Origin of the sequence: Acidovorax sp. 94 (assembly GCF_003634645.1) — a bacterium.
Lineage (GTDB): Bacteria > Pseudomonadota > Gammaproteobacteria > Burkholderiales > Burkholderiaceae_C > Acidovorax > Acidovorax facilis.
The window spans coordinates 883,196-903,565 of the sequence record NZ_RBJA01000001.1; the positions used below are offsets into that span (position 1 = coordinate 883,196).

Here is a 20,370-nt window from a genome sequence, read left to right on the forward strand (position 1 = left end):
CGCAAGGGTCGCCCAGCCGCGTTGGGTGCGGTTCCCTCCCGCGCGTAGTGCGAGAGAGGAGGGGGAAAGGCCCAAGGGGCCTCAGGGGGTGATTTCCAGTCAGCTTCCCCGGGTGACGGGCACGGCCGCATCACGGCCGTAGGTACCGTACTTGCCCAGCTCCCACTTGGCAATGGCGTTGCGGTGCACCTCGTCCGGGCCGTCTGCAAAGCGCAGCGTGCGTGCACCGGCGTAGGCATAGGCCAGCGGGAAGTCATCGCTCATGCCGCCGCCGCCGTGCACCTGCATGGCCCAGTCAATCACCTGGCAGGCCATGCTGGGTGCCACGACCTTGATCATGGCGATCTCGGTCTTGGCGACCTTGTTGCCAGCCACATCCATCAGCCAGGCGGCCTTGAGCGTGAGCAGGCGTGCCATGTCGATCTTGCAGCGGGCTTCGGCAATGCGCTCTTGTGTCACGGTCTGCTGGGCCACGGTTTTGCCAAACGCCACGCGCGACGAAGCACGCTTGCACATCAGCTCCAGCGCGCGCTCGGCCAGGCCGATCAGGCGCATGCAGTGGTGGATACGCCCGGGGCCGAGGCGGCCTTGAGCGATCTCGAAGCCACGGCCTTCCCCCAGCAGGATGTTGGAGACGGGCACGCGCACGTTCTCGAACGTCATCTCTACGTGGCCGTGGGGCGCATCGTCATAGCCCAGCACGTTCAGCGGGCGGACGATGGTGATGCCCTTGGCATCGGCGGGTACCAGCACCATGCTCTGCTGCGAGTGGCGGGGTGCGTCGGGGTCTGTCTTGCCCATGGTGATGAACACCGCGCAGCGTGGGTCGGCCGCGCCGGAGATCCACCATTTGCGGCCGTTGATCACGTACTCGTCGCCCTGGCGCTCGATGCGTGTCTCGATGTTGGTGGCGTCGCTCGATGCCACGTCGGGCTCCGTCATCGCAAAGGCCGAGCGGATCTTGCCGTCGAGCAGCGGCTTGAGCCAGCGGGCCTTGTTGGCTTCGTCGCCGTAGCGGGCAATGGTCTCCATATTGCCGGTGTCGGGTGCCGAGCAGTTGAACACCTCGCTGGCCCATGGCACGCGGCCCATGATTTCGGCCAGCGGTGCGTATTCCTGGTTGGTCAGGCCCGCGCCTTCGTAGCCCGAGGCGGCGGCGCTATCGACCGGCAGAAACAGGTTCCACAACCCGGCAGCCTGCGCCTTGGGCTTGAGGTTCTCGATGGTGTTCAGCGCGCTCCAGCGCTTGCCTGCGGCTGTGTTGGCGGCCAGTTCGTCTTTGTAGGCAGACTCGTTCGGATAGATGTGGTCATCCATGAACTGGAGCAGCTTGGCCTGCAGTTCCTTGGTTTTGGGCGAGTAGTCAAAGTCCATGGGTTTCTTCTCCGTTGGTAATCGAGGGGCGGCGCTTGTACTTGCGTCGTGTGTTTAGCCGCGCTGGGCAAACGACCAGGCCAGTTGGGCCATGGGCCGCGCGGTGTCGCCCGATGCCTTGGCCTGCGCGCTGGAGGCCGTGCCAGCCTCCACCCGTTTGGCAATGCCTTGCAGGATGGCCGCGATGCGGAACATGTTGTAGGCGAGGTAGAAGTTCCAGTCGGCACGCAGTGCCTCGGGCGTTGTGATGCCGGTGCGCTCGCAGTACAGGCGGATATAGGTGTCTTCGTCGGGGATGCCCAGCGCGGCCAGGTCCAGCCCTGCGATGCCGCGCCCGAGCGAGGCGGGGATGTGCCAGCTCATGCAGTGGTAGCTGAAGTCCGCCAGCGGATGGCCCAGCGTGGACAACTCCCAGTCGAGCACGGCAATCACGCGCGGCTCGGTGGGATGGAACATCAGGTTGTCCAGGCGGTAGTCGCCGTGCACAATGGACACATGGCCCTCGTCCCGCGCGCTGGCGGGCATGTTGGCGGGCAACCACTCCATGAGGCGGTCCATCTCTTCGATGGGCTGCGTGATGGACGCCACGTATTGCTTGCTCCAACGGCCGATCTGGCGGTCAAAGTAGTTGCCGGGCTTGCCATAGCTGGCCAGCCCCCGGTCTGCAAACTTCACGGTGTGCAGCGCGGCAATCACGCGGTTCATCTCGTTGTAGATGTCGCCGCGCTCGGCTGGCGTCATGCCGGGCAGAGATTGATCCCACAGCACGCGGCCCTGCATGCACTCCATCACGTAGAAGGCGCGGCCGATGACGGATTCGTCCTCGCACAGCACAAACATGCGGGGAACGGGAACGTCGGTGCCATACAGGCCGCTCATCACCGCAAACTCTCGCTCGATGGCGTGGGCAGAAGGCAGCAGTTTGGCCACGGGGCCAGGCTTGGCCCGCATCACGTAGCTGGCACCGGGCGTGATGAGCTTGTAGGTCGGGTTGGACTGCCCCCCTTTGAACATTTCCACGGTCAGGGGGCCCACGAAGCCTTCCATGTTCCGTGCAAGCCACGCGGTCAGCGCTTCGGTATCAAAGGCGTGCTGATCGGAAACAGGACGGGTGCCGACGAAATGGTCAAAGTTGCTCATGGAGGAATGGGGAGAGGTTCGGTCAGTCAATGAGTCAGTTGTCGGTTTCAGCAATGCGCATCAGGGCTTCGCGGTCACGCACCACCAGGCCGCCCGGCTCGATGCGAATGGCGTCCTCGCGCTCCATGGCCTTGAGTTCCTGGTTCACGCGTTGGCGCGATGCGCCCAGAAGTTGCGCCAGTTCTTCCTGCGCCAGTTGCAGGCTGATGCGCATCTCGCTGCCGTCCGACAGGCTGGGCACGCCGTAGCTGCGCACCAGGTGCACAAGCTGCTTGGCCAGGCGCGAGCGCAAGGGCAGGGTGTTGAGGTCTTCCACCAGCCCGAACAGCTGGCGAATGCGCCGCGCATGCAGTCGCAGCATGGCTTCGTACAGCTCGGTGTGCACCGCCAGAATCTTGCGGAAATCGGCCTTGGCCACACACAGGATCGTGGTGTCGCCATGCGCGTAGGCGTCGTGTGTGCGCCGGTCCCCGTCGAAGATCGCCACGTCGCCAAACCAGATGCCCGGCTCCACATAGGTCAGCGTGATCTGCTTGCCCGAGATGGAGGTCGAGCTCACCCGCACCGCACCGCGCGCGCAGGCAATCCACTCCTCGGGCGGATCTCCGCGTGCGGCAATGAGGCCGCCGTCCTTGAAGCGTTTGACGTATGCGCATCTGAGGATGTCGTGGCGTAGAGAAGGTGAGAGAGATGAAAACCAGCGACCTGAGTTGATCGCTTCACGTTCTTCGATAGTAAGAATCGGGTCGTCCATGGCCTGTCTTTTGGGTGACTAGAAACAGACCCATTGTCGCGTCAGGGACCTTCGTGCTGCGTCAGGGTTGTCACCTGCGTGTCTGCACGGTGGGCGCCCAAAAGAAAACCCCCGGACGCTGCAGCGCAGCGGGCCGGGGGATGGTGCGTGGCGGTGGGTGCTCTGTGGGTACGGCACCCAGGTCCAATGCTATTCGTAGCGGGGCACGCGTTTCTCTAGGAAGGCAGAAATACCGGCCCCGCCGTTCGCATGGTGCAGGTTCTTCACGAAATGGTCGCGCTCATGGGCCAGGTGGTGTGTGAGCTGGGCATGGGGCGCTTCGTTGAGCAGCTCCTTGATGCTCGCGAGGGCATTGGGTGCACGCGCGTTGAGCTGCTCGGCCAGTGCCAGGGCGGTCTCCAGCGCGCTGCCGGTTTCTGCAATGCGGTTGACCACCCCGAGAGCGTGCAGGCGTTCTGCGCTGATGCGGTCACCACACATGAGGATCTCGGTTGCCACCTGGCGGGGCAGGGCGTACGACAGGCTCCAGCTGGCGCCGCCATCGGGTGACAGGGCCACATTGCTGTAGGCCATCACAAACACCGCGTTGCGGGCCGCCACGATGAAATCGCAGGCCAATGCCAATGAAAAGCCCGCACCGGCCGCCGCGCCTTCCACGGCTGCAATCACAGGCTTGGGGTAGGTGCGGATGGTCTCGATCCAGTTGTGCAGGCCTTCAATGCTCTGTGCCTGTACCTCGGGGGCTTCCTGGCGGTTGGCCAGCAGGCGCTGCAGGTTGCCGCCCGAGCAGAACATGCCATCGGCCCCCGTGATGACCACGCTGCGAATGTCAGGGCTGCTTTCGGCCACACCCAGCGCCTCCACGCCCGCTGCGTACATCACCGGGTCGATGGCGTTGCGCCGCTCAGGGTTGCGAAGGGTCAGGATCAGGGTCTGGCCCTGGCTGGTGCTCTGGAGTTCTGCGGGCATGGTGGCCTTGGTTGGGGAGCGGCTCTTGCTCTGTTCGCGCGATCAGGCTTCTTCGACGTGGGTCAGGCTCAGGCCGATGGCGCCGCGCCTGCGCAGCCAGGGGCTCGGGCGGTAGCGTGTGTCGCCGTACACGGTCTGCATGTTGAACAACACTTCGAGGATGTTGGTCGGCCCCCAGCGGTCGCCCATGGCCAGGGGGCCCAGGGGGTAACCCAGGCCCAGTGTCACAGCGGTTTCCAGATCCTTGGGGGAGCAGATGCCTTGCTGACAGATGTCGCTGGCGATGTTGACGATGGTGGCCACCACACGCTGCGTGACAAAGCCGCCGCTGTCGCGGATCACGCTCACGGCCTTGCCGTCGCGGGCAAACAGCGCATGCGCTGCGTTGCGGATGTCCACGCGGGTGGCGGGGTTGGTGGCCAACACGCGGCGCTTGGTAGCGGCGTCGTCGATCAGCATGTCGATGCCGATGGTGCGCGCCGGGTCCAGGCGCTCCACGACCGCCACGGTGGTGATGTCAAACCCCAGCGGCGCGACCAGCGTGATGGCCTGGGGCGAGGGCGACTGGCCGGTTTCGATGGTGGCGCCCAGGTCCTTGAGCAGCTGGTACAGCTCCGCGCGGCGCGCGGCACGGGGCGAGACCCACACGGGGGGAATCTCTGCCACCACGGGCGGCGGCGCCTCTGCCGGTATCTGCGCCACGCCATCCACGTAGCGGTAAAAGCCTTCGCCTACCTTCTTGCCCACCACGCCGCCTGCTAGGCGCTGCGCGGTGATCACACTGGGGCGAAAGCGCGGCTCGTCGTAGTACTGGCGGTAGATGGATTCCATCACCGGGTGGGAGACGTCCAGCGCCGTCAGGTCCATCAATTCAAAGGGGCCGAGCTTGAAGCCGACCTGGTCGCGCAGGATGCGGTCGATGGTGGCGAAGTCGGCCACGCCTTCGCCCACGATGCGCAGGGCCTCTGTGCCAAAGCCGCGCCCGGCGTGGTTCACGATGAAGCCGGGGGTGTCTTGTGCCTGAACGGGGGTGTGTCCCATTTCCCTCGCATAAGTGGCCAGGGCGGTGCACACGGCTGCATCCGTCTTGAGCCCGGCAATCACTTCCACCACCTTCATGAGCGGGACGGGGTTGAAGAAGTGGAAACCTGCCAGGCGCTCGGGCCGCTGCAGGCCCGCGCCGATGGCGGTGACCGAGAGGGATGAGGTATTGGTGGCCAGCACCGCATCCGGGCGCACCACAGCTTCCAGTTCGGCGAACAGCGTCTTTTTCACATCCAGCCGCTCCACGATGGCTTCTACCACCAGGTCGCAGCCTGCCAGGTCGGCCACGACCTTGACGGGGTGCAGCCGCGCGGTCAGGTCACCGGCCTGCGCGGCATCGATGCGGCCCTTGGCCACCAGTTTGTTCCATTGCTCCTGGAGCGCCGCCTTGGCCGCATCGGCGGCGCCGGGGTTGGCATCAAGCAGAAAAACCTGGCTGCCAGCCTGTGCGGCGATTTGTGCAATGCCCCGACCCATGGCGCCGGTGCCCACGATAGCGATGTTGGGAAACTGAATTTTCATAGCGCCATTATGGCTCTGGCGTTGCGCGGGACTTATGTGCAAGAATGGGTTGCACCAAAAACAGAACATATTGTGAAAATCCGTAACGCCATTTTGGGGACCAGTCTGTGGGCGGTCGCTGCAGGCGCCTCGGCACTGTCCTTGGGCGGCAGCAGGGGCGTGGTGGTGTTGGGTGCCCCGGTAGATCTTTCCTTCGATATCCAGCCCGACCCAGGCACCGATCTGGCCTCTTCCTGCGTGACGGCCAAGCTGGTGGCCGGCGATACGGTGATTGGCGATGCCAAGGTGCGGGTAGTGCCTTTGCCGGACATGCGGGGGCGGTCTCCGGCGGTGCGGGTGCAGGCCGCCATCGCGGTGGACGAACCGGTCTTGATGGTCACCTTGTCTGCGGGGTGCACAGGCAAGGTCACGCGCACCTACACATTTTTTGCCGAGCTTCCATCCACGGTGGCACGGTCCGCATCGCCGGTCGACGTCTCGCGGCTACCTTCCCTTGCGGCCGGTGGGGTCGAAGCACCCCGTCCGGCCCAGGGTGCAGCAGGGCAGCGCGCTGCAGGGGCTGCCACTGCGCCTGTGGCGCCTTCTCCGTTGGCATCCGTGCCCTTGTCTTCCGAAAATCGGCCCGAGCCCGTACCCAGCACCCCGTCGGTGGCCAAGCCCGCTGCGCGGACGGCACCGGTACGGCCCCCAGAGCGCCCGGTGGCGCGCCCCCAGGCCAGCGCTGAAAAAAACAAGCTGCCTACAGCCCCCAAGCCTGCTGACCGGGCTCGCTTGGTCGTCGAGCCACTCGACCTCTGGGTAGACCGTCCGCTGGCACTGCGCACCTCGCCTGAACTGCTGGTCATGCCATCAGACCAGCCCTCGGCCCAGCGTGCCCAGGCGGCAGCGCTCTGGAAAGCGATGAATGCCCAGCCCGAGGATGTCAACCAGGAGGCTGACCGGCTCAAGGCCCTGGAATCCGACGTTGCTGCCCTGCGGGCGCAGGCCGCCCGCGACCGGGCCAGCGCAGCGCAATTGCAGCAACAGCTGGAGCAGGCAGAGAGCGAGAGATTTCCTGCCACGGTGGTCTACGCGCTGGGCGGGTTGCTGCTGCTAGCACTGTTGCTCGCTGTGTGGGCCTGGGGGCGGATGCGCAGCGCCTCCGAAAAGGCGGTGCGCGCATGGCGCGATTCGGTGGCTGCGCTGGGTGGCCGAGATGCCGTGGTCGAGCATGGGGCTGCGCTGGGCCTGCCCCCCGACCCCAGCGATCACTGGCTGCCGTCCGACGAGTCCGCCGAAGCCCGGGAACCTTCCCCGGGCTCAGCTGCTGCCCCGCTGGTACCTCCTTTTGTGGCCACGGCCCCTTTGCCCAGTGCCCCGGTCCCCCTGAAGGCGACCGTTCCCCCGCCAGCACCTGCCGCTGTAGTCACGCAGCAACCCGCGCTGCACATCGTCAGCCCGGAAGAGCTTTTCGACATCCAGCAACAGGCCGAGTTTTTTATCTCGGTGGGGGAACACCAGCAGGCCATCGAAGTGCTGAAAACGCACATCGCTGAGCGCGGTGCCACTTCGCCGCTGGCGTATCTGGAGCTTTTGCGGCTGTACCACACGCTGAGCCGGGTGGAGGAGTTCACGCAACTGCGTACGCAGTTCATGCAATCGTTCAACGCGCAGGTGCCGGAATTTGCCAGCTTCCACCGCACGGGCCGCATGCTGTATCACTACACCGATGCGCTCGCTGACATCGAGGCTGAATGGACGTCTCCGTCCGTGCTGCAGCTGCTCGAAAAGCTGCTGTTCCGGCAGAACGGTGTCGGTTCGGTCGAGCCCTTTGACCTTGCGGCTTACGACGACCTGCTGCTGTTGCTCTCCATTGCGCAGACCACGCCCGCAAGTGCCCGAGGGGAGCCTGCGCCCCGCAAGCGCACCACACCGCTCGCCGCACCTCGGGACGAAACCCAGGTGCAGCAAGCGCCAGCCCCGAAGGTGCCTGCGACAACGGCGGCATTACCGCAGGACTCGCGCGCGGCGAGCCTGGAGTTCGACTTTGACGGGATGCCTCCCGCTACAGAGCGGCCAGCTCAGGCATCGGGTGTCGCAGCGCCCTCCGCACTGGATGGCGACACGCGCGGTGCGCCGCTGGATCTGGACCTCGACCTTGATCTGTCAGAGCCGCCCCATCTCACCCTGAGCGATCTGCCGGCCGTGCCGGTGACCGCGCCCCCGGCCGCGGGTCAGGCCGTCGGTTTTGGCATGGACAACGACCTGGTCGAACTGCGGCTGGAACTGGAGCAGAAGAAAGGCGACCGCAAATAGGCCGATAGGCAGACAGGCCGACAGGCCAATGGATCGTCCCTTCAGCGGCTCGCGCGCTGGCTGTTTTGTTCCATCAGGCGCATCAAGTGCGTGGCGGTGGCTTCAGGGTCTGGGGCATTGACAAGGGCCCGCACCATCGCAATCGACCCCACGCCTGTGGCCTGCACCGGCGCAAACTGCTCGGCGCCGATGCCGCCAATGGCCACCTGGGGGTAGTGGCGCAGCAGGCGCGCATACACACCCAACCGGCCCACACCCTGCGGGGCCGTGGCCATCTTCTTGAGGGTGGTCGGGAATACGGCGCCCATGGCGATGTAGCTGGGGCCTACTGCATCTGCACGCACCATTTCTGCGTAGCCATGGGTGCTGACACCCAGGCGCAGGCCCGAAGCGCGCAGTGCTTGGAGTTCGTCGGGGGCCAGGGCATCCAGATCTTCCTGGCCGAGGTGAATGCCATAGGCACCCGCCTGGATGGCCGTGCGCCAATGGTCGTTGATGAACAGCAGCGCACCCGTGCCCTGCACGGCCCGTACGGCGGCGTGCACTTCCCGTTCAATGGCGGCAGCGTTGTCCGACTTGAAGCGAAGCTGCACGGTGGGCACGCCCGCACGCGCCATGCGGCCTACCCAGTCGGCGTCGGGCAACACGGCGTACAGGCCCAGGTGCTCAGGGCATGGGGCGAACGCTTGGGCATGTGGCACGGGTTGCAGGCCAAAATCCTCTGGCGCGTCGGGCCATTGCTCAGGCTGGAAGGTGCCGGTGCGCAGGCTCTGTGCCAGCCAGGCCTGGGCCAGGCACTCCGCGTCGTGGGCAATAAAGCCCAGCGTGCTGCAGGCCTGCAGGGCTGCCAGGTATGCGGCTTCCTGCCGCGTGGGTTCCGGGGCGGGCTCGGCGCCAAAGCCCGCGAAGGTGGCGGCGTGGTGCGCAAGAATGGCCTGCACCATGGCGCTGGTGTCGTCACGCATGTTGTTCATGGTGCCAGAAGGGGGTGCCGAGCACGGGCGTACTGGGCTGGGCCGCATCCTGCGCTGCCATGGCACCTGCCTGGCGCGCGGCACGCCCGGCATTCACAGCATCGGCGAAGGCGCCGGCCATGGCCACGGGGTCTTGCGCCAGTGCGACCGCAGTATTGAGCAGCACGCCGTCATAGCCCCATTCCATCACCTGGCAGGCGTGGGATGGCAGGCCCAGCCCGGCATCCACTAGCATCGGCACGTTCAGCCGTTCACGCAGCGTTTGCAAGGCATAGGGGTTGACGGGGCCGCGCCCGGTGCCGATGGGTGCCGCCCAGGGCATCACAGCCTGACAGCCTACATCCACGAGGCGCTGGCACAGCACCAGGTCTTCCGTGCAGTAGGGCAGCACCTGAAAGCCTTCCTTGATGAGGTGTTCGGCCACGCCCACCAGGTTCAGGGTGTCGGGCTGCAGCGTGTAGTCGTCGCCAATCAGCTCCAGTTTGATCCAGGGGGTGTTGAACACCTCGCGCGCCATCTGTGCCGTGGTGATGGCCTCTTGCGCACTGTGGCAGCCTGCCGTGTTGGGCAGCACAGGCACGTTGAGCTTGCGCAGCAGCTCCCAGAAGCTGCTGCCGCTTTCGGCCGGGTTGCTGCCCTGGCGGCGCAGCGAGGCGGTGACCATGGCAGGCTTGGCGCGCAATACGGTGGCTTCGAGCACTGCGGGGGATGGGTAGCGCGAGGTGCCCAGCAGCAGGCGGCTGGCGAACTGCTGGCCGTAGAGCACCAGGGGGTCTTGGGGCGTTGAAGTGGTCATGGTGTTTACTATGCTTTTGATAGCTGCTAGCGCTTGTCCATCAGGCACTAGGTGCCAATTTGGCTTCAAGTTTCAGGCGGCGGATCAGCCCCCCGTCACGGGCGAGATGATTTCCACACGGTCGCCGGGCTGCAGGGCCTGAGCGGCGTAGCGGGTGTTGGGCACAAAGGTCGTGTTCACGGCCACGGCAAAAGGCGGGCGGGCCGCGATGGCGGCCACGGCGTCGGCCACGGTGGCGCCCTCGGGCAGTTCGTGCGGGATCTGGTTGATGGAAATGTTCATGCGAAAGCGGCGGCCGCGCTGGGTGGGGGCAGGGGGGCGGGCTCCAGGTCCAGCGCGAGGTCAAATCGTTGCGAAAGCTGCGATTGTCCTGCGTTCAGCACTTCCAGCGTCACATCCAGCATCGCGGGCGCGATCATGAAGCCGTGGCGGTACAGGCCGTTGATTTCCAGCACGCCCTTGCGCGGCTGGCGGATGGCGGGCAGGTTGTCGGGCAGCGTGGGGCGGCACTGCGTGGCCAATTCCAGGATGCGGCCCTCTGCAAAGCCGGGGTGCACGGCGTAGGCGGCGGAGAGCAGCTCCAGTGTGGAGCGCACACTGGCGGGCGAGAGGTCGTCCGATTCGATTTCGGTGGCGCCGATGACGAACAGATTGTCTTCTTTGGGCGCAATGTAGATGGGGTAGCGCGGGTGCACCAGCCGCGTTGGGCGCTGCAGCCTGACATCCGGCGCGTGGATGCGAACCACCTCGCCGCGCACGCCGCGCAGTGCACTCCACTGGCCCTTGGCGCCCAGGCCACGGCAGTCCAGCACCCAGTCGGGTTGGCCAGGGGCGCGGGGTGCAAAGGCCTCGGGCGACTGGGGGCTGTGCCAGTGCGTGCGCACCGACAGCCGCTGCATTTCCACCACCAGGGCGGCCAGCAGCTGCCGGTTGTCGAGCTGGCCTTCGCCGGGCAGGTACAGGCCCTGCGCAAAACGCTGCGCGAGGGTGGGTTCCGCCTGGGCCAGCGCGGCGCCGTCCAGCTTTTGCAGGGCGGGCAGCTCTGGCACCTGGTGCTGGTTGGCCTGCAGCTGGCGCGTGAGCCGCTGGGCTTCGGCCGCGTCCTGCCGGTGCCACACGATGAGCGTGCCGGCCTGCTGGAAGAACACGGGCTCGGCCAGCGCCGCCAGCAGCTGCGGCCAGCGGGTGAGGGCGTGGTGGCCCATGCGCACCACGCCGGGCTCGGTGATGGCCGATTCGGCCAGCGGCGCCAGCATGGCCGCGGCCACGGTCGCGGCCGAATGTTCGGCGGCCGGGCTGCCCGCGTCGTAGATGTCCACACGGTGACCCTGGCGGGCCAGCTCCACCGCAAGCAGGCGGCCCATGAGGCCCGCGCCCAGAATCGCAAAAGAAGAGGGTTGAAGTGGCATAGGTCCGTCGGTGTGTCCGTGTTGGCTGGCAACCATGGACAAAACGGGGGCAGCGCCGCTCTTGGAAACTCCCCACGCCAGCATGACCTGGATCGGGTAGCGGGGCCACGTTGCAGGCAGTGCCATGCAGCGCTGCGTGCGAGCCCCAGGGTATTTCTCAGTCGCACACCGAAGAACCTGTTCAGGTTCTGAACGGAGGGACACCCCTGTTTCGTCCGGAAAAAATCAATTACAGCACAACCCTTGGCCGCTCTTTTTGCGCTAACGCATAGGCCATAATTTTTGCCATGACTTCATTGACCCCACCGACCTCCGCAGCGCGCCGCTATGTGCGCGTGCTTTCCATTGCCGGTTCTGACAGCGGCGGCGGGGCGGGCATCCAGGCCGACCTCAAGACCTTCAGCGCCCTGGGCTGTTACGGCATGACAGCGATCACGGCCATCACGGCGCAGAACACCTGCGGCGTGACGGGCATCCACGGCATTCCGCCCGAGATGCTCAAGGCCCAGATCGACGCCGTGGTGCAGGACATTGGCGTGGATGCGGTCAAGATCGGCATGCTGCATTCGCCCGAGGTGGTGCGTGTGGTGGCCGATGCCATCCGCACCTACCAGCTGCCGCACGTGGTGCTCGACCCCGTGATGGTGGCCACCAGTGGCGACCGGCTCATCGCTTCAGAAACCGTGAGCGTGCTGGTGCAGGAGCTGTTTCCGCTGGCCGAGGTGATCACCCCCAACCTGGACGAGGCCGGCTGGCTGCTGGGGCGCAGCATCAAGGGCGTGGAAACGCTGGACGAAGCCGCGCAGGCACTGTGCGCTCTGGGTGCACGTGCGGCGCTGCTCAAGGGCGGCCACCTGCCTGGAGACTGGGTGGTGGACGTTCTGGCCACCCGCAGCGGTGTGCGGCAGCGGCTGGAGTCTGCACGCATTGCCACGCCCAACGGGCACGGCACCGGCTGCACCCTGTCGTCGGCCATTGCGGCACACCTGGCGCAGGGCCTGCCCTTGCAGCAGGCGGTGGAGCGCGCGCGTGCCTACATTCTGGGCGCCATCGCCGCAGGGGCTGATGTGACCACCGGCCGCGGCCACGGCCCGCTCAACCACGGCTATGCGCCTGTGGCGCAGTTGGTGCTGTAGAAATTTAAGAGTTTTTGACTGCTAGCGCTTATCTGGTAAGCGCTAGCAGCTCACAATTCGATAGCTATTCAACGGCCCCGTGGCCGTGTGGCCCAGGCCAGCAAAAAGCTGAACACCAATGCCGGCAGCGCCGAGCCCGCACCCGGCAGCACCTTGGGAGCCAGGTGGTAGACGGCAATCCCCACCAGCCAGATCGCCACGGGCGCCGCATTCACCTTGCGCGCCGCTGCCAGCAATGCAGGTGCATCGGTGCCAAACGCCAGCCGCCCCAGGATCACGCCAAACAGCGGCACAAACACCGAGCTGAGCAGCAGCAGGAAGGGCTCCAGGCTGTGCATGGGCAAGACCAGCGCAAGGCCAGTGCATACCGCCGCCATGGCCAGGCCCCACTTGCGTACGCCCCAGCGCGGCAGCAGGCTGTGGGCTGACACCGCGCCTGAATACGTGTCGCCATAGGCGTTGTCCACTTCGTCGATCAGGATCAGCGACAGCGCAATCAGCCCGCCCTGGGCCAGCAGCAGCGCCTGCACCAGATCCTTGCTGGGCAAGGTCAGCGCCACCAGCACACCCAGCGAGTAGCACCACATGTTGGCCAGCGCGTAACCCAGCCAGGTGCCACGCAATGCCGAGCCACCGTTCTTGCCGTGGCGCGCATAGTCGGCCACCAGTGGCAGCCACGAAATGGGCATGGCGATCACCAGATCCAGCGCAGGGAACACGCCCATGCCGCCCGCGCCCTGGCGGTTCCACAGCGCATCAAACCCCTGGGCCTGCGCCAGCGACAAAAACTGCCACGACAGCCACAGCAGCGACAGCACCACCAGCGGCAGCGCCACGCGCGCAATCACCTTGCGCACCAGCTGCACCATCGATCCGCTGATGAGCAGCATCACCACGCCGCCCCACAGCAGCGTGGCCAGCACCGGCCAGTGCGCACCGGCCATGCTGCCCGACTGCTGACCGATGGCCACGGTGGCATCGCGCATCACCACCAGCTCGAACGTGCCCCAGCCCACCAGCTGCACGATGTTCAGGATGATGGGCAGGCTGGCAAAGGTGCGGCCATACACGGCGTGCATCAGCCCGGCGCTGGCCAGGCCGCTGTCGCAGCCCAGCTTGGCCACCCAGCCCAGCAGGCCCGCGCCCACGATGGAACCGGCGACGATGGCAATCAGTGCCTCCTTGGTGCCCAGCGCGGGCATCAGGTACGCCCCCACCTGCATGACCAGCAGGCCCACGCCCAGGCTGAACCAGAGCGAGGCGTGGTCATGCCACTGGAAGACGCGGCGGTCGGGGGAGACGGGGGCCAGCGCTTCGTTGTGGGAGGGCGCGGCGGGCGATGAGGACATGGATGGCTCCGTGGCAGTACAGAGCAGGGGCGGCCCGCCAGCGCGCCCCAAAGTCATTTCATTCAGGGCTGGGCCAAAGCGGACGTGCTTCCCTGCGCGAGGATGATCTCAATCAGGTTCAAAGGGACTCTCTCAGTCGGTTCCGGCAGGCCGGTCTCGACACCCCTAGCGATGGCGCCCCCGAAGAAGCGCGGTTGCCATTGTAGAGGGTGGGTCAGCGCCCGGCCTGGGTGAGGGGGATGGCGTAGTGCATCACGGAGTCAGCGGACGTCGGGTGGTATTGCGAGCCGTAGATTTCCAGATCCGGCCCCAGGCTGTGCGTCTGGCTGGCCGACAGCAGCCAGCTGGAGTAGATGTAGTTCACCGTCGCATCGACGTTCTGGGCAGGACCCCTGTGGGTGAAGCGTGCATAGGTGGACGCGGGGATTTCCATGGCCTCCATGCCCGGTGGCAGTGCACCGGGGCCACTCACTTCGATGCAGGCCAGGTAGCGCAGCTCTTCCGTGTGCGGCCCCGCCGGGGCCACGACGCCATAGCAGACCCCGGGCACGGTGTTCGCAATCTCGCCCAACCGGGGCAGAAACTTCGTCCACAGGGGCGGCAGTTTCTGGCCCAGGTTGTTTTTTTCGGAATCGATGCCGTAGTAGTCGGTGGGCAGCCCGACCAATTGCATGGCGGGCTGCTGCTGGATGTCGGGTTCCAGGGAGATGTTGTGGTGAATGTGCGCGAGGTAGCTTTCGTCGAACCGGATCTTGCGCACGAACAGCGAGCGGTTGCCCATCTTGCGGTACTGCGACGGCGTGATCCGAAAGCAATCGCGGAACGCGCGCGTGAAACTCTCCTGCGTCTCGTACCCGGACGCCAGCGCAATATCGAGCACGCTCAGCCGCGTGTTGGTCAACTGCTCCAGCGCCCGCGAGAACCGGCGCGAGCGGATGTAGGTCTTGAGGGTTTCGTTGGTCAGCGCCTTGAACATCCGCTGGAAGTGCCACTGGCTCATCCCGGCAGCCCGCGCCACCTCGGAAAGCTGGATATCGGATTCGAGATGGGCCTCGATGAAATCGATGCCCTCCTGGATTTGCCGGAGATATAGCACGGTGGCGTCCGTTCAAGGGGTTTCAAAGAAACCGGTCATGACCACCAGGCGATTCTGGTCGTTGTACCGGCCGTAGCTCACGCCTTCCCCGATCACCTGTCCGCTGCCATCCACCATGTTCCATTTGGCGATGCTCTGCTGGTTGTGGCTGGCGAAATAGTTGGTCACAAAATGCCCGCCGGGGACCTGGCTGTGAAAGTTGTCCATGTAGGCCGTCAATTGGTCCCAGCCCTGGGCGGTGGCCAGCGGGTCGTTGTAGGTGCAGGCGGGGTCGAGGGACTGGGAAAACAGGGCTTCCCTGTCTGCAGCCGAGTCGGTTTTCCACGACGCGGTGTAGGTGTCCCAGATGGATTGAAGGGGTTGTTGGCTCATGGTGTGCTCCTGATGGGCGGTGAATGGAGACGCCATCGTGCCGGGCGCTTGTGCGCCTTTTTGACATTTTGTGCTTATTTGTGGGCGCGTCGTTTGGGCACGAAACGACGGTGCCCCGACTCGCCTGGACTACGTGCTGGCGGAAGGCACAGACGCCGGAGCCACACCCAGCAGCTGGTGCAGCCTTGGGCTCGTGGTGGTGTACTGCAGCGCCACCTTGTCGCCCTTGAGCGCCTCGGCGGCGCCAAAGGCGGCTAGCGTGGCTTCGTGGAAGCCGCACAGGATGAGCTTGCGTTTGCCGGGGTAGGTGTTGATGTCGCCCACGGCGTAGATTCCGGGCACGCTGGTGCGGAAGGCCTCGGTGTCCACCACCAGCTGTTTGCGGTCCATGGCCAGGCCCCAGTCGGCGATGGGGCCGAGGCGGGGCGAGATGCCGAGCACGGCCACCAGCAGGTCGATTGCCAGGGCGCGGGTGCTGCCATCGGCGTCCACGACCTGCAAGGCTGTCAGCCGATCACCTGTGGTGTCGATGCCGGTGATCTGCGCGGCCTCGAAATGGATGCGGCCTGTGTCGCGCAGTTGCTGCAGACGCTGCAGCAGGGCGTCGGGCGCCTGGAACACGTCGCGGCGGTGCAGCAGGCTGACGCGGGCGGCCTGGCCTTGTTCGGCCAGTTCCACGGCGCGGGCCACAGCGGGCTCGTCGCCGCCGTGCACGACGACGTGGCCCCCGGCCACATCCGCAGTCGCGGGCAGGTGTTGGTAGTGGACCTGGGTGCCCACAAAGCGCTCGATGCCTTCCACCTTGAGCGTGCGCGGCACAAAGGCGCCCACGCCTGCGGCAATGAACACGCTGCGGGCCAGCAGTTGCGTTCCTTGCGAGGTTTCGACCAGCAGGCGCCCATCGGCCTGCACGGTGAGTGCGGACACTGGCGTGTTCAGGTGCCACTGGGTCTTGAACGGCGCAATCTGCTGAAGCAGCAAAGCGGCCAGCTCACGCCCGGTGCAGACCGGGATGCCCGGGATGTCGTAGATGGGTTTGTCGCCGTACAGCTCGACGCACTGGCCGCCCGCATGGGGCAGGGCGTCGATGACATGGGCGGTGATGCCTTGCAGGCCCAGCTGGAAGACCTGGAACAGGCCCACAGGACCCGCGCCGATGACAACGGCGTCGGTCTCTACGACTGCGGGCACTTGCAAAGTCTCGGTCACCAACGGGGCGCGGGGCGTTTTACTTGACCAGTTCGTTGACCTTGCCCGGTTTGCCATTCCACTCGTCGGCGTCTGGCAGCGCGGGCTTGCGCTTGGTGATGCTCTTCCAGCCGTCGGCAAAGGCCAGGTCGGCGTTGAGCTTGATGAAAGCGATCTGGTCGGCCGGCAGGTCTTCTTCGGCAAAGATGGCGTTGGCCGGGCACTCGGGGATGCAGACGGCGCAATCGATGCACTCATCGGGATCGATGACGAGCATGTTCGGGCCTTCGCGGAAGCAGTCCACGGGGCACACGTCCACACAATCGGTGTACTTGCACTTGATGCAGTTTTCGGAGACGACGTGGGTCATGACAGGAGTTGTGTGGGTCGGTGAAAACCCTCGATTTTAGAAGCTTTCACCGACCTTTGGTTACAGGGTCCCTCACCCCGATGGGGTGACTGGGGTTACGGGCGCTGATCTAGATCAGTTCACCAGCACGGCACCGGCCGTTTTGTGGCTCGCGGTGTCCACCAGGATCAGCGATCCGAGCACCCGGGCTTTGCCAAAGGGGGCGGCCGGAATCGCCTCTTGCAGCAGCAGGTCCACATGGCCGATGGCATTGGGGTCGAGCTGGGTGGCGGCTTCTTCGGCCAGCGTGTTGATGTTGAGCTTGTGCACCACGGCTTTCACCTTGGCCTTGACCCAGCGGTGGCCGTGCAGCGCCCAGTACACGCGGCCTGCGACCAGGGGCTCGTCGTCCATCCAGGCCACCGTGGTGCGCAGCTCGCGGCTGGCGGGCCATGCAGGCACGCTGGCGGGCGTGTCGAAGTCGTCTTCGGCGGGGGTGGCGACGGCAGGCGCCGCCAGAATCCAGTCGCCCCGCGAGACATCCACCTCGCGGTCCAGGATGATGCCGGCGCTGGTACCTGCGGGCACGTCCTTGGGGCGACGCGCATGGTCCAGCACTTGCGCCACGGTGGCCAGCTGGCCGCTGGGGAAGATCTGTACAGCGGTGCCGGGCGCAAAACTGCCCGCAGCCACGCGGCCCCAGAACACACGGCGGCCTTGCGAGGTGTCGGAGGACGACGAGAACTTCTCGACCCACTGCACCGGGAAGGCCGGTGCCAGCGCTGTGTCTGCGGGGGTGTTGGGCAGTGCTTCCAGCACCTGCAGCAGCGTGGGGCCGTCATAGCCGCACCAGCCCGCATGGGCGTCCACCACGTTCCAGCCCTTGAGGGCCGACACCGGCACCATGGCGCGCACGGTGATGCCTGCCGCTTGGGCAAAGGATTGCAACGCGCCCTGGATGTGCTGCCACGCCAGCGCGGGGTCTTCCACCGCGTCGAGCTTGTTGACGGCAAACACCAGCGAGTGCACGCGCAGCAGGTGGGCCAGCAGGCTGTGGCGGCGGGTTTGCGGCAGCAGGGCCAGGCCGGGGTTCTTCCAGTCGAGCTTGGTGGCATCGACCAGCACCACGGCGGCGTCGGCGCTGCTGGCGGCGGTGACCATGTTGCGGGTGTATTGCTCGTGGCCGGGTGCATCGCCAATGATGAACTTGCGCTCTTCGGTGGCGAAGTAGCGGTAGGCCACGTCGATGGTGATGCCCTGTTCGCGCTCGGCGCTCAGGCCGTCGGTCAGCAGGGCCAGGTCGGTCTCACCCTGGCGCTGAACGCCAGCCAGGTGGTCCTGCAGCACGGCCTTGCTGTCCACCAGCAGACGGCCGATCAGCGTGCTCTTGCCGTCGTCGACGCTGCCGCAGGTGATGAACTTGAGCGCGGAAATGTGGTCATTTTTTCCTGTAGCGCTTGTAGGGATTGCGCTGGAAGCTATCGAATTCATAGTGGTCATCAGAAGTACCCGTCTTTCTTGCGCTTTTCCATCGAGGCATCGCTGGTCTTGTCGTCCATGCGGGTGGCACCGCGCTCGCTCACGTCGGCGGCCAGGGTCTCGATGACGATCTCGGCCGGGGTGGCGGCGGTGCTCTCCACCGGTGCGGTGCAGGTGATGTCGCCCACGGTGCGAAAGCGCACGTCGCGTGTCTCGACCACGTCGCCTTCACGCGGCGGTGTCAGCTCGGTCACGGGCATCAGCAGGCCCTTGCGGTCCACCACCTGGCGCTTGTGCGTGTAGTAGATGCTGGGCAGGCCGATCTGTTCGCGGTCGATGTACTGCCACACATCGAGCTCGGTCCAGTTGCTGATGGGGAACACGCGGAAGTGTTCGCCGGGCTGCAGGCGGGTGTTGAACAGGGTCCACAGCTCAGGCCGCTGGGCCTTGGGCTGCCATTGGCCAAAACTGTCGCGGTGGCTGAAGATGCGCTCTTTGGCGCGTGCCTTTTCTTCATCGCGGCGGGCGCCGCCGATCAGGGCGTCAAAGCGGAATTCCTCGATCGCTTCGAGCAGCGTGACGGACTGGTGCACGTTGCGCGATTCGCCGGGGTGGGCCAGTCGCACGGTGCCGCGTGCCATGGAGTCTTCGACATTGCGCACGATGAGTTCAGCACCGAGTTCCTTGGCGCGGAAGTCGCGAAAATCCGTCACTTCGGGGAAGTTGTGGCCCGTGTCGATCATGAGCAGCGGGTAGGGAATGCCGCCGCCGCTGGCCTTGGTGCCAAAGGCCTTTTCGGCGCACTTGAGCATGACCAGCGAATCCTTGCCGCCCGAAAACAGCAAGGCAGGGCGTTCAAAGGCGGCAGCCACTTCGCGCAGGATGAAGATGGTTTCTTCTTCCAGGGCGTCGAGGTGCGAGTTGTTCAGGTGGTAGCTCATATCGTTGGTTTTCTTCTCAAGCAGCGCGGTATCGGTCCGGGTGTTCATGGTCGGTGCTGCAGTGGAGTCAGTGGGCCAGATGCAAACCGCACTCGCGGTTGTCTTCGCCCTTGGTGGGGTCCACGTAGTCAAAGTTGTTGGGCAGGCCGTGCTTGACGCAGTATTCGTGCAGATCCTTGGACGACCAGTGCAGCAGCGGCGCCACCTTGATCAGGCCGTCAGGGTTGATGCTCACCGGGTCCATCTGTGCGCGCACAGCGGTGTCGGTGGCGCGCAGTGCGGTAAACCACACCTTGGGGGCTGTTTCGCGCAGGGCGCGGGCAAAGGGCTCCAGCTTCACTTCTTCGGTAAAGGCTGCGTGGCGTGGGTCGTCCAGCGCGGGGGTGGCGCCTTCCACGGCTTCACGGTGCGCGCGTGAGCGGCGTGGCAGGTAGATCTGCAGCTTCAGGCCCAGTTGCTTTGTCACCTCGTCGGCAAAGCGGTAGGTGGCTTCGGTGTTGTAACCGTTGTCCATCCACACCACGGGCACGTCAGGGTTGACTTGCGTGACCATGTGCAGGATCACTGCCTCAAAGGGGCGGAAGTTGGTGGTGACGATGGCGGGCTGGCCCAGCCCCAGCGCCCAGGCCACCAGGTCTGGTGCGTTGCGGCCGAGGTCGGCGTTGATGCGTGCGAGATCGATTTGGCTCATGGTGAAGGGCTTGCGGGTTAGGTTCTCAGCGGGTGGCGCTGTGGGCAAACAGCGGCTGCGGGTTGACGGCGTCGCCCTGGTAGAAGCCTGGGAACAGTTCAAACTGGCGCTGGGCATCGGCGGCATCCACCCCCTCGGCTAGCACCGCGCTGCTAAAGCCCGTGCGCTGCATTTGCACGAGTTGGTCGATCAGCACATCACCCGTGGCGCGGATTTCGCCAGCAAAGCCACGGCGGCGGCGCAGCAAAAAGGCCTGGCTGAACGCACGGCCATCGGTGAAGTTGGGGAAGTGCAGGTCCACGCGTTCCACGCCTTCCAGCGGCAGGGCTGTGGCGTCGGCATCGTTGGCCAACGCCACCACGCGGGCGTCGCCTTCCGCCGGGGGCTGGTGTTCGTGGGATGCAAGAAGTTTCAGGTTCATCATCGTTCGGATTTCGGTGGCAGGGCGGCTTCAGAGGCTGGGAGTTTTTTGCCAGTGCCCGAAAGGTGCGT

General features: G+C 65.5%; 20 protein-coding genes and 1 riboswitch. Of the genes, 2 read left to right on the forward strand and 18 right to left on the reverse strand.

Features of this window, described 5'->3' with window-relative positions; genetic code table 11:
• Positions 1 to 99: 99 nt before the first annotated feature.
• The 5 genes from C8C94_RS04180 to C8C94_RS04200 form a co-directional block, all read right to left on the reverse strand.
• Positions 100 to 1,374: an acyl-CoA dehydrogenase family protein gene (locus tag C8C94_RS04180; RefSeq protein WP_121419830.1), complete on the reverse strand. Its 1,275-nt coding sequence runs from the start codon at positions 1,372 to 1,374 to the stop codon at positions 100 to 102.
• Positions 1,375 to 1,428: 54 nt separating this feature from the next.
• Positions 1,429 to 2,514: a phosphotransferase gene (locus tag C8C94_RS04185; protein WP_121419831.1), complete on the reverse strand. Its 1,086-nt coding sequence runs from the start codon at positions 2,512 to 2,514 to the stop codon at positions 1,429 to 1,431.
• Positions 2,515 to 2,548: 34 nt separating this feature from the next.
• Complete coding sequence (locus C8C94_RS04190; protein ID WP_055393849.1) at positions 2,549 to 3,268, reverse strand: Crp/Fnr family transcriptional regulator; 720 nt, start codon at positions 3,266 to 3,268, stop codon at positions 2,549 to 2,551.
• A gap of 189 nt (positions 3,269 to 3,457) precedes the next feature.
• Positions 3,458 to 4,237, reverse strand: coding sequence for an oxepin-CoA hydrolase, alternative type (locus C8C94_RS04195; protein ID WP_121419832.1), 780 nt, complete (start codon positions 4,235 to 4,237; stop codon positions 3,458 to 3,460).
• Between the two features lie 42 nt (positions 4,238 to 4,279).
• Complete coding sequence (locus C8C94_RS04200; RefSeq protein WP_121419833.1) at positions 4,280 to 5,803, reverse strand: 3-hydroxyacyl-CoA dehydrogenase; 1,524 nt, start codon at positions 5,801 to 5,803, stop codon at positions 4,280 to 4,282.
• Positions 5,804 to 5,875: 72 nt separating this feature from the next.
• Between C8C94_RS04200 and C8C94_RS04205 the strand changes: the two genes are divergently transcribed.
• Positions 5,876 to 8,098 (forward strand): hypothetical protein, encoded by a 2,223-nt coding sequence (locus tag C8C94_RS04205; protein WP_233573388.1) that lies wholly within the window; start codon positions 5,876 to 5,878, stop codon positions 8,096 to 8,098.
• A 41-nt stretch (positions 8,099 to 8,139) separates the two neighbouring features.
• On the opposite strand, the gene C8C94_RS04210 is transcribed toward C8C94_RS04205, so the two are convergent.
• From C8C94_RS04210 to thiO, 4 genes are all read right to left on the reverse strand, one after another.
• Entirely contained in the window at positions 8,140 to 9,063 is a 924-nt protein-coding gene (locus C8C94_RS04210; RefSeq protein WP_121422688.1) for a thiamine phosphate synthase, read from the reverse strand.
• On the reverse strand, positions 9,056 to 9,868 hold the full coding sequence (locus C8C94_RS04215) for a thiazole synthase (protein WP_121419834.1): 813 nt from the start codon (positions 9,866 to 9,868) through the stop codon (positions 9,056 to 9,058). The genes C8C94_RS04210 and C8C94_RS04215 overlap by 8 nt, the downstream gene beginning before the upstream one ends.
• Positions 9,869 to 9,952: 84 nt before the next feature.
• Positions 9,953 to 10,150: a sulfur carrier protein ThiS gene (gene thiS, locus C8C94_RS04220; RefSeq protein ID WP_055393858.1), complete on the reverse strand. Its 198-nt coding sequence runs from the start codon at positions 10,148 to 10,150 to the stop codon at positions 9,953 to 9,955.
• A complete protein-coding gene (gene thiO, locus C8C94_RS04225; protein ID WP_121419835.1) occupies positions 10,147 to 11,277 on the reverse strand; it encodes a glycine oxidase ThiO in 1,131 nt (376 codons plus the stop codon). Before thiO ends, thiS begins: the two co-directional genes overlap by 4 nt.
• A gap of 287 nt (positions 11,278 to 11,564) precedes the next feature.
• Here thiO and thiD point away from each other — a divergent pair, with 287 nt between their 5' ends.
• Positions 11,565 to 12,413: a bifunctional hydroxymethylpyrimidine kinase/phosphomethylpyrimidine kinase gene (gene thiD, locus C8C94_RS04230; protein WP_055393862.1), complete on the forward strand. Its 849-nt coding sequence runs from the start codon at positions 11,565 to 11,567 to the stop codon at positions 12,411 to 12,413.
• Positions 12,414 to 12,481: 68 nt separating this feature from the next.
• Here thiD and C8C94_RS04235 read toward each other — a convergent pair whose 3' ends face one another.
• The 9 genes from C8C94_RS04235 to C8C94_RS04275 form a co-directional block, all read right to left on the reverse strand.
• Positions 12,482 to 13,762 carry a cytosine permease gene (locus C8C94_RS04235; RefSeq protein ID WP_121419836.1) on the reverse strand — a complete coding sequence of 427 codons (1,281 nt, stop codon included), beginning with the start codon at positions 13,760 to 13,762 and terminating at the stop codon, positions 12,482 to 12,484.
• A 72-nt stretch (positions 13,763 to 13,834) separates the two neighbouring features.
• A riboswitch (TPP riboswitch) is annotated at positions 13,835 to 13,939 on the reverse strand.
• A gap of 37 nt (positions 13,940 to 13,976) precedes the next feature.
• On the reverse strand, positions 13,977 to 14,858 hold the full coding sequence (locus C8C94_RS04240; RefSeq protein WP_121419837.1) for a helix-turn-helix domain-containing protein: 882 nt from the start codon (positions 14,856 to 14,858) through the stop codon (positions 13,977 to 13,979).
• A gap of 12 nt (positions 14,859 to 14,870) precedes the next feature.
• The gene (locus tag C8C94_RS04245; RefSeq protein WP_121419838.1) at positions 14,871 to 15,230 is read right to left on the reverse strand and encodes a nuclear transport factor 2 family protein; all 360 of its coding nucleotides are present in this window, start codon (positions 15,228 to 15,230) and stop codon (positions 14,871 to 14,873) included.
• A 129-nt stretch (positions 15,231 to 15,359) separates the two neighbouring features.
• A complete protein-coding gene (locus C8C94_RS04250) occupies positions 15,360 to 16,439 on the reverse strand; it encodes an NAD(P)/FAD-dependent oxidoreductase (protein ID WP_233573389.1) in 1,080 nt (359 codons plus the stop codon).
• Positions 16,440 to 16,458: 19 nt separating this feature from the next.
• On the reverse strand, positions 16,459 to 16,788 hold the full coding sequence (fdxA, locus tag C8C94_RS04255; RefSeq protein ID WP_055393870.1) for a ferredoxin FdxA: 330 nt from the start codon (positions 16,786 to 16,788) through the stop codon (positions 16,459 to 16,461).
• 114 nt (positions 16,789 to 16,902) lie between these two features.
• On the reverse strand, positions 16,903 to 18,267 hold the full coding sequence (locus tag C8C94_RS04260; protein ID WP_199731189.1) for a sulfate adenylyltransferase subunit 1: 1,365 nt from the start codon (positions 18,265 to 18,267) through the stop codon (positions 16,903 to 16,905).
• Positions 18,267 to 19,235 (reverse strand): sulfate adenylyltransferase subunit CysD, encoded by a 969-nt coding sequence (gene cysD / locus C8C94_RS04265; protein ID WP_121419839.1) that lies wholly within the window; start codon positions 19,233 to 19,235, stop codon positions 18,267 to 18,269. The genes C8C94_RS04260 and cysD overlap by 1 nt, the downstream gene beginning before the upstream one ends.
• Before the next feature lie 19 nt (positions 19,236 to 19,254).
• The gene (locus C8C94_RS04270; protein WP_055393876.1) at positions 19,255 to 19,878 is read right to left on the reverse strand and encodes a phosphoadenosine phosphosulfate reductase family protein; all 624 of its coding nucleotides are present in this window, start codon (positions 19,876 to 19,878) and stop codon (positions 19,255 to 19,257) included.
• Positions 19,879 to 19,903: 25 nt separating this feature from the next.
• Positions 19,904 to 20,293, reverse strand: coding sequence for a DUF934 domain-containing protein (locus C8C94_RS04275; RefSeq protein ID WP_121422691.1), 390 nt, complete (start codon positions 20,291 to 20,293; stop codon positions 19,904 to 19,906).
• Between the last annotated feature and the right edge of the window lie 77 nt (positions 20,294 to 20,370).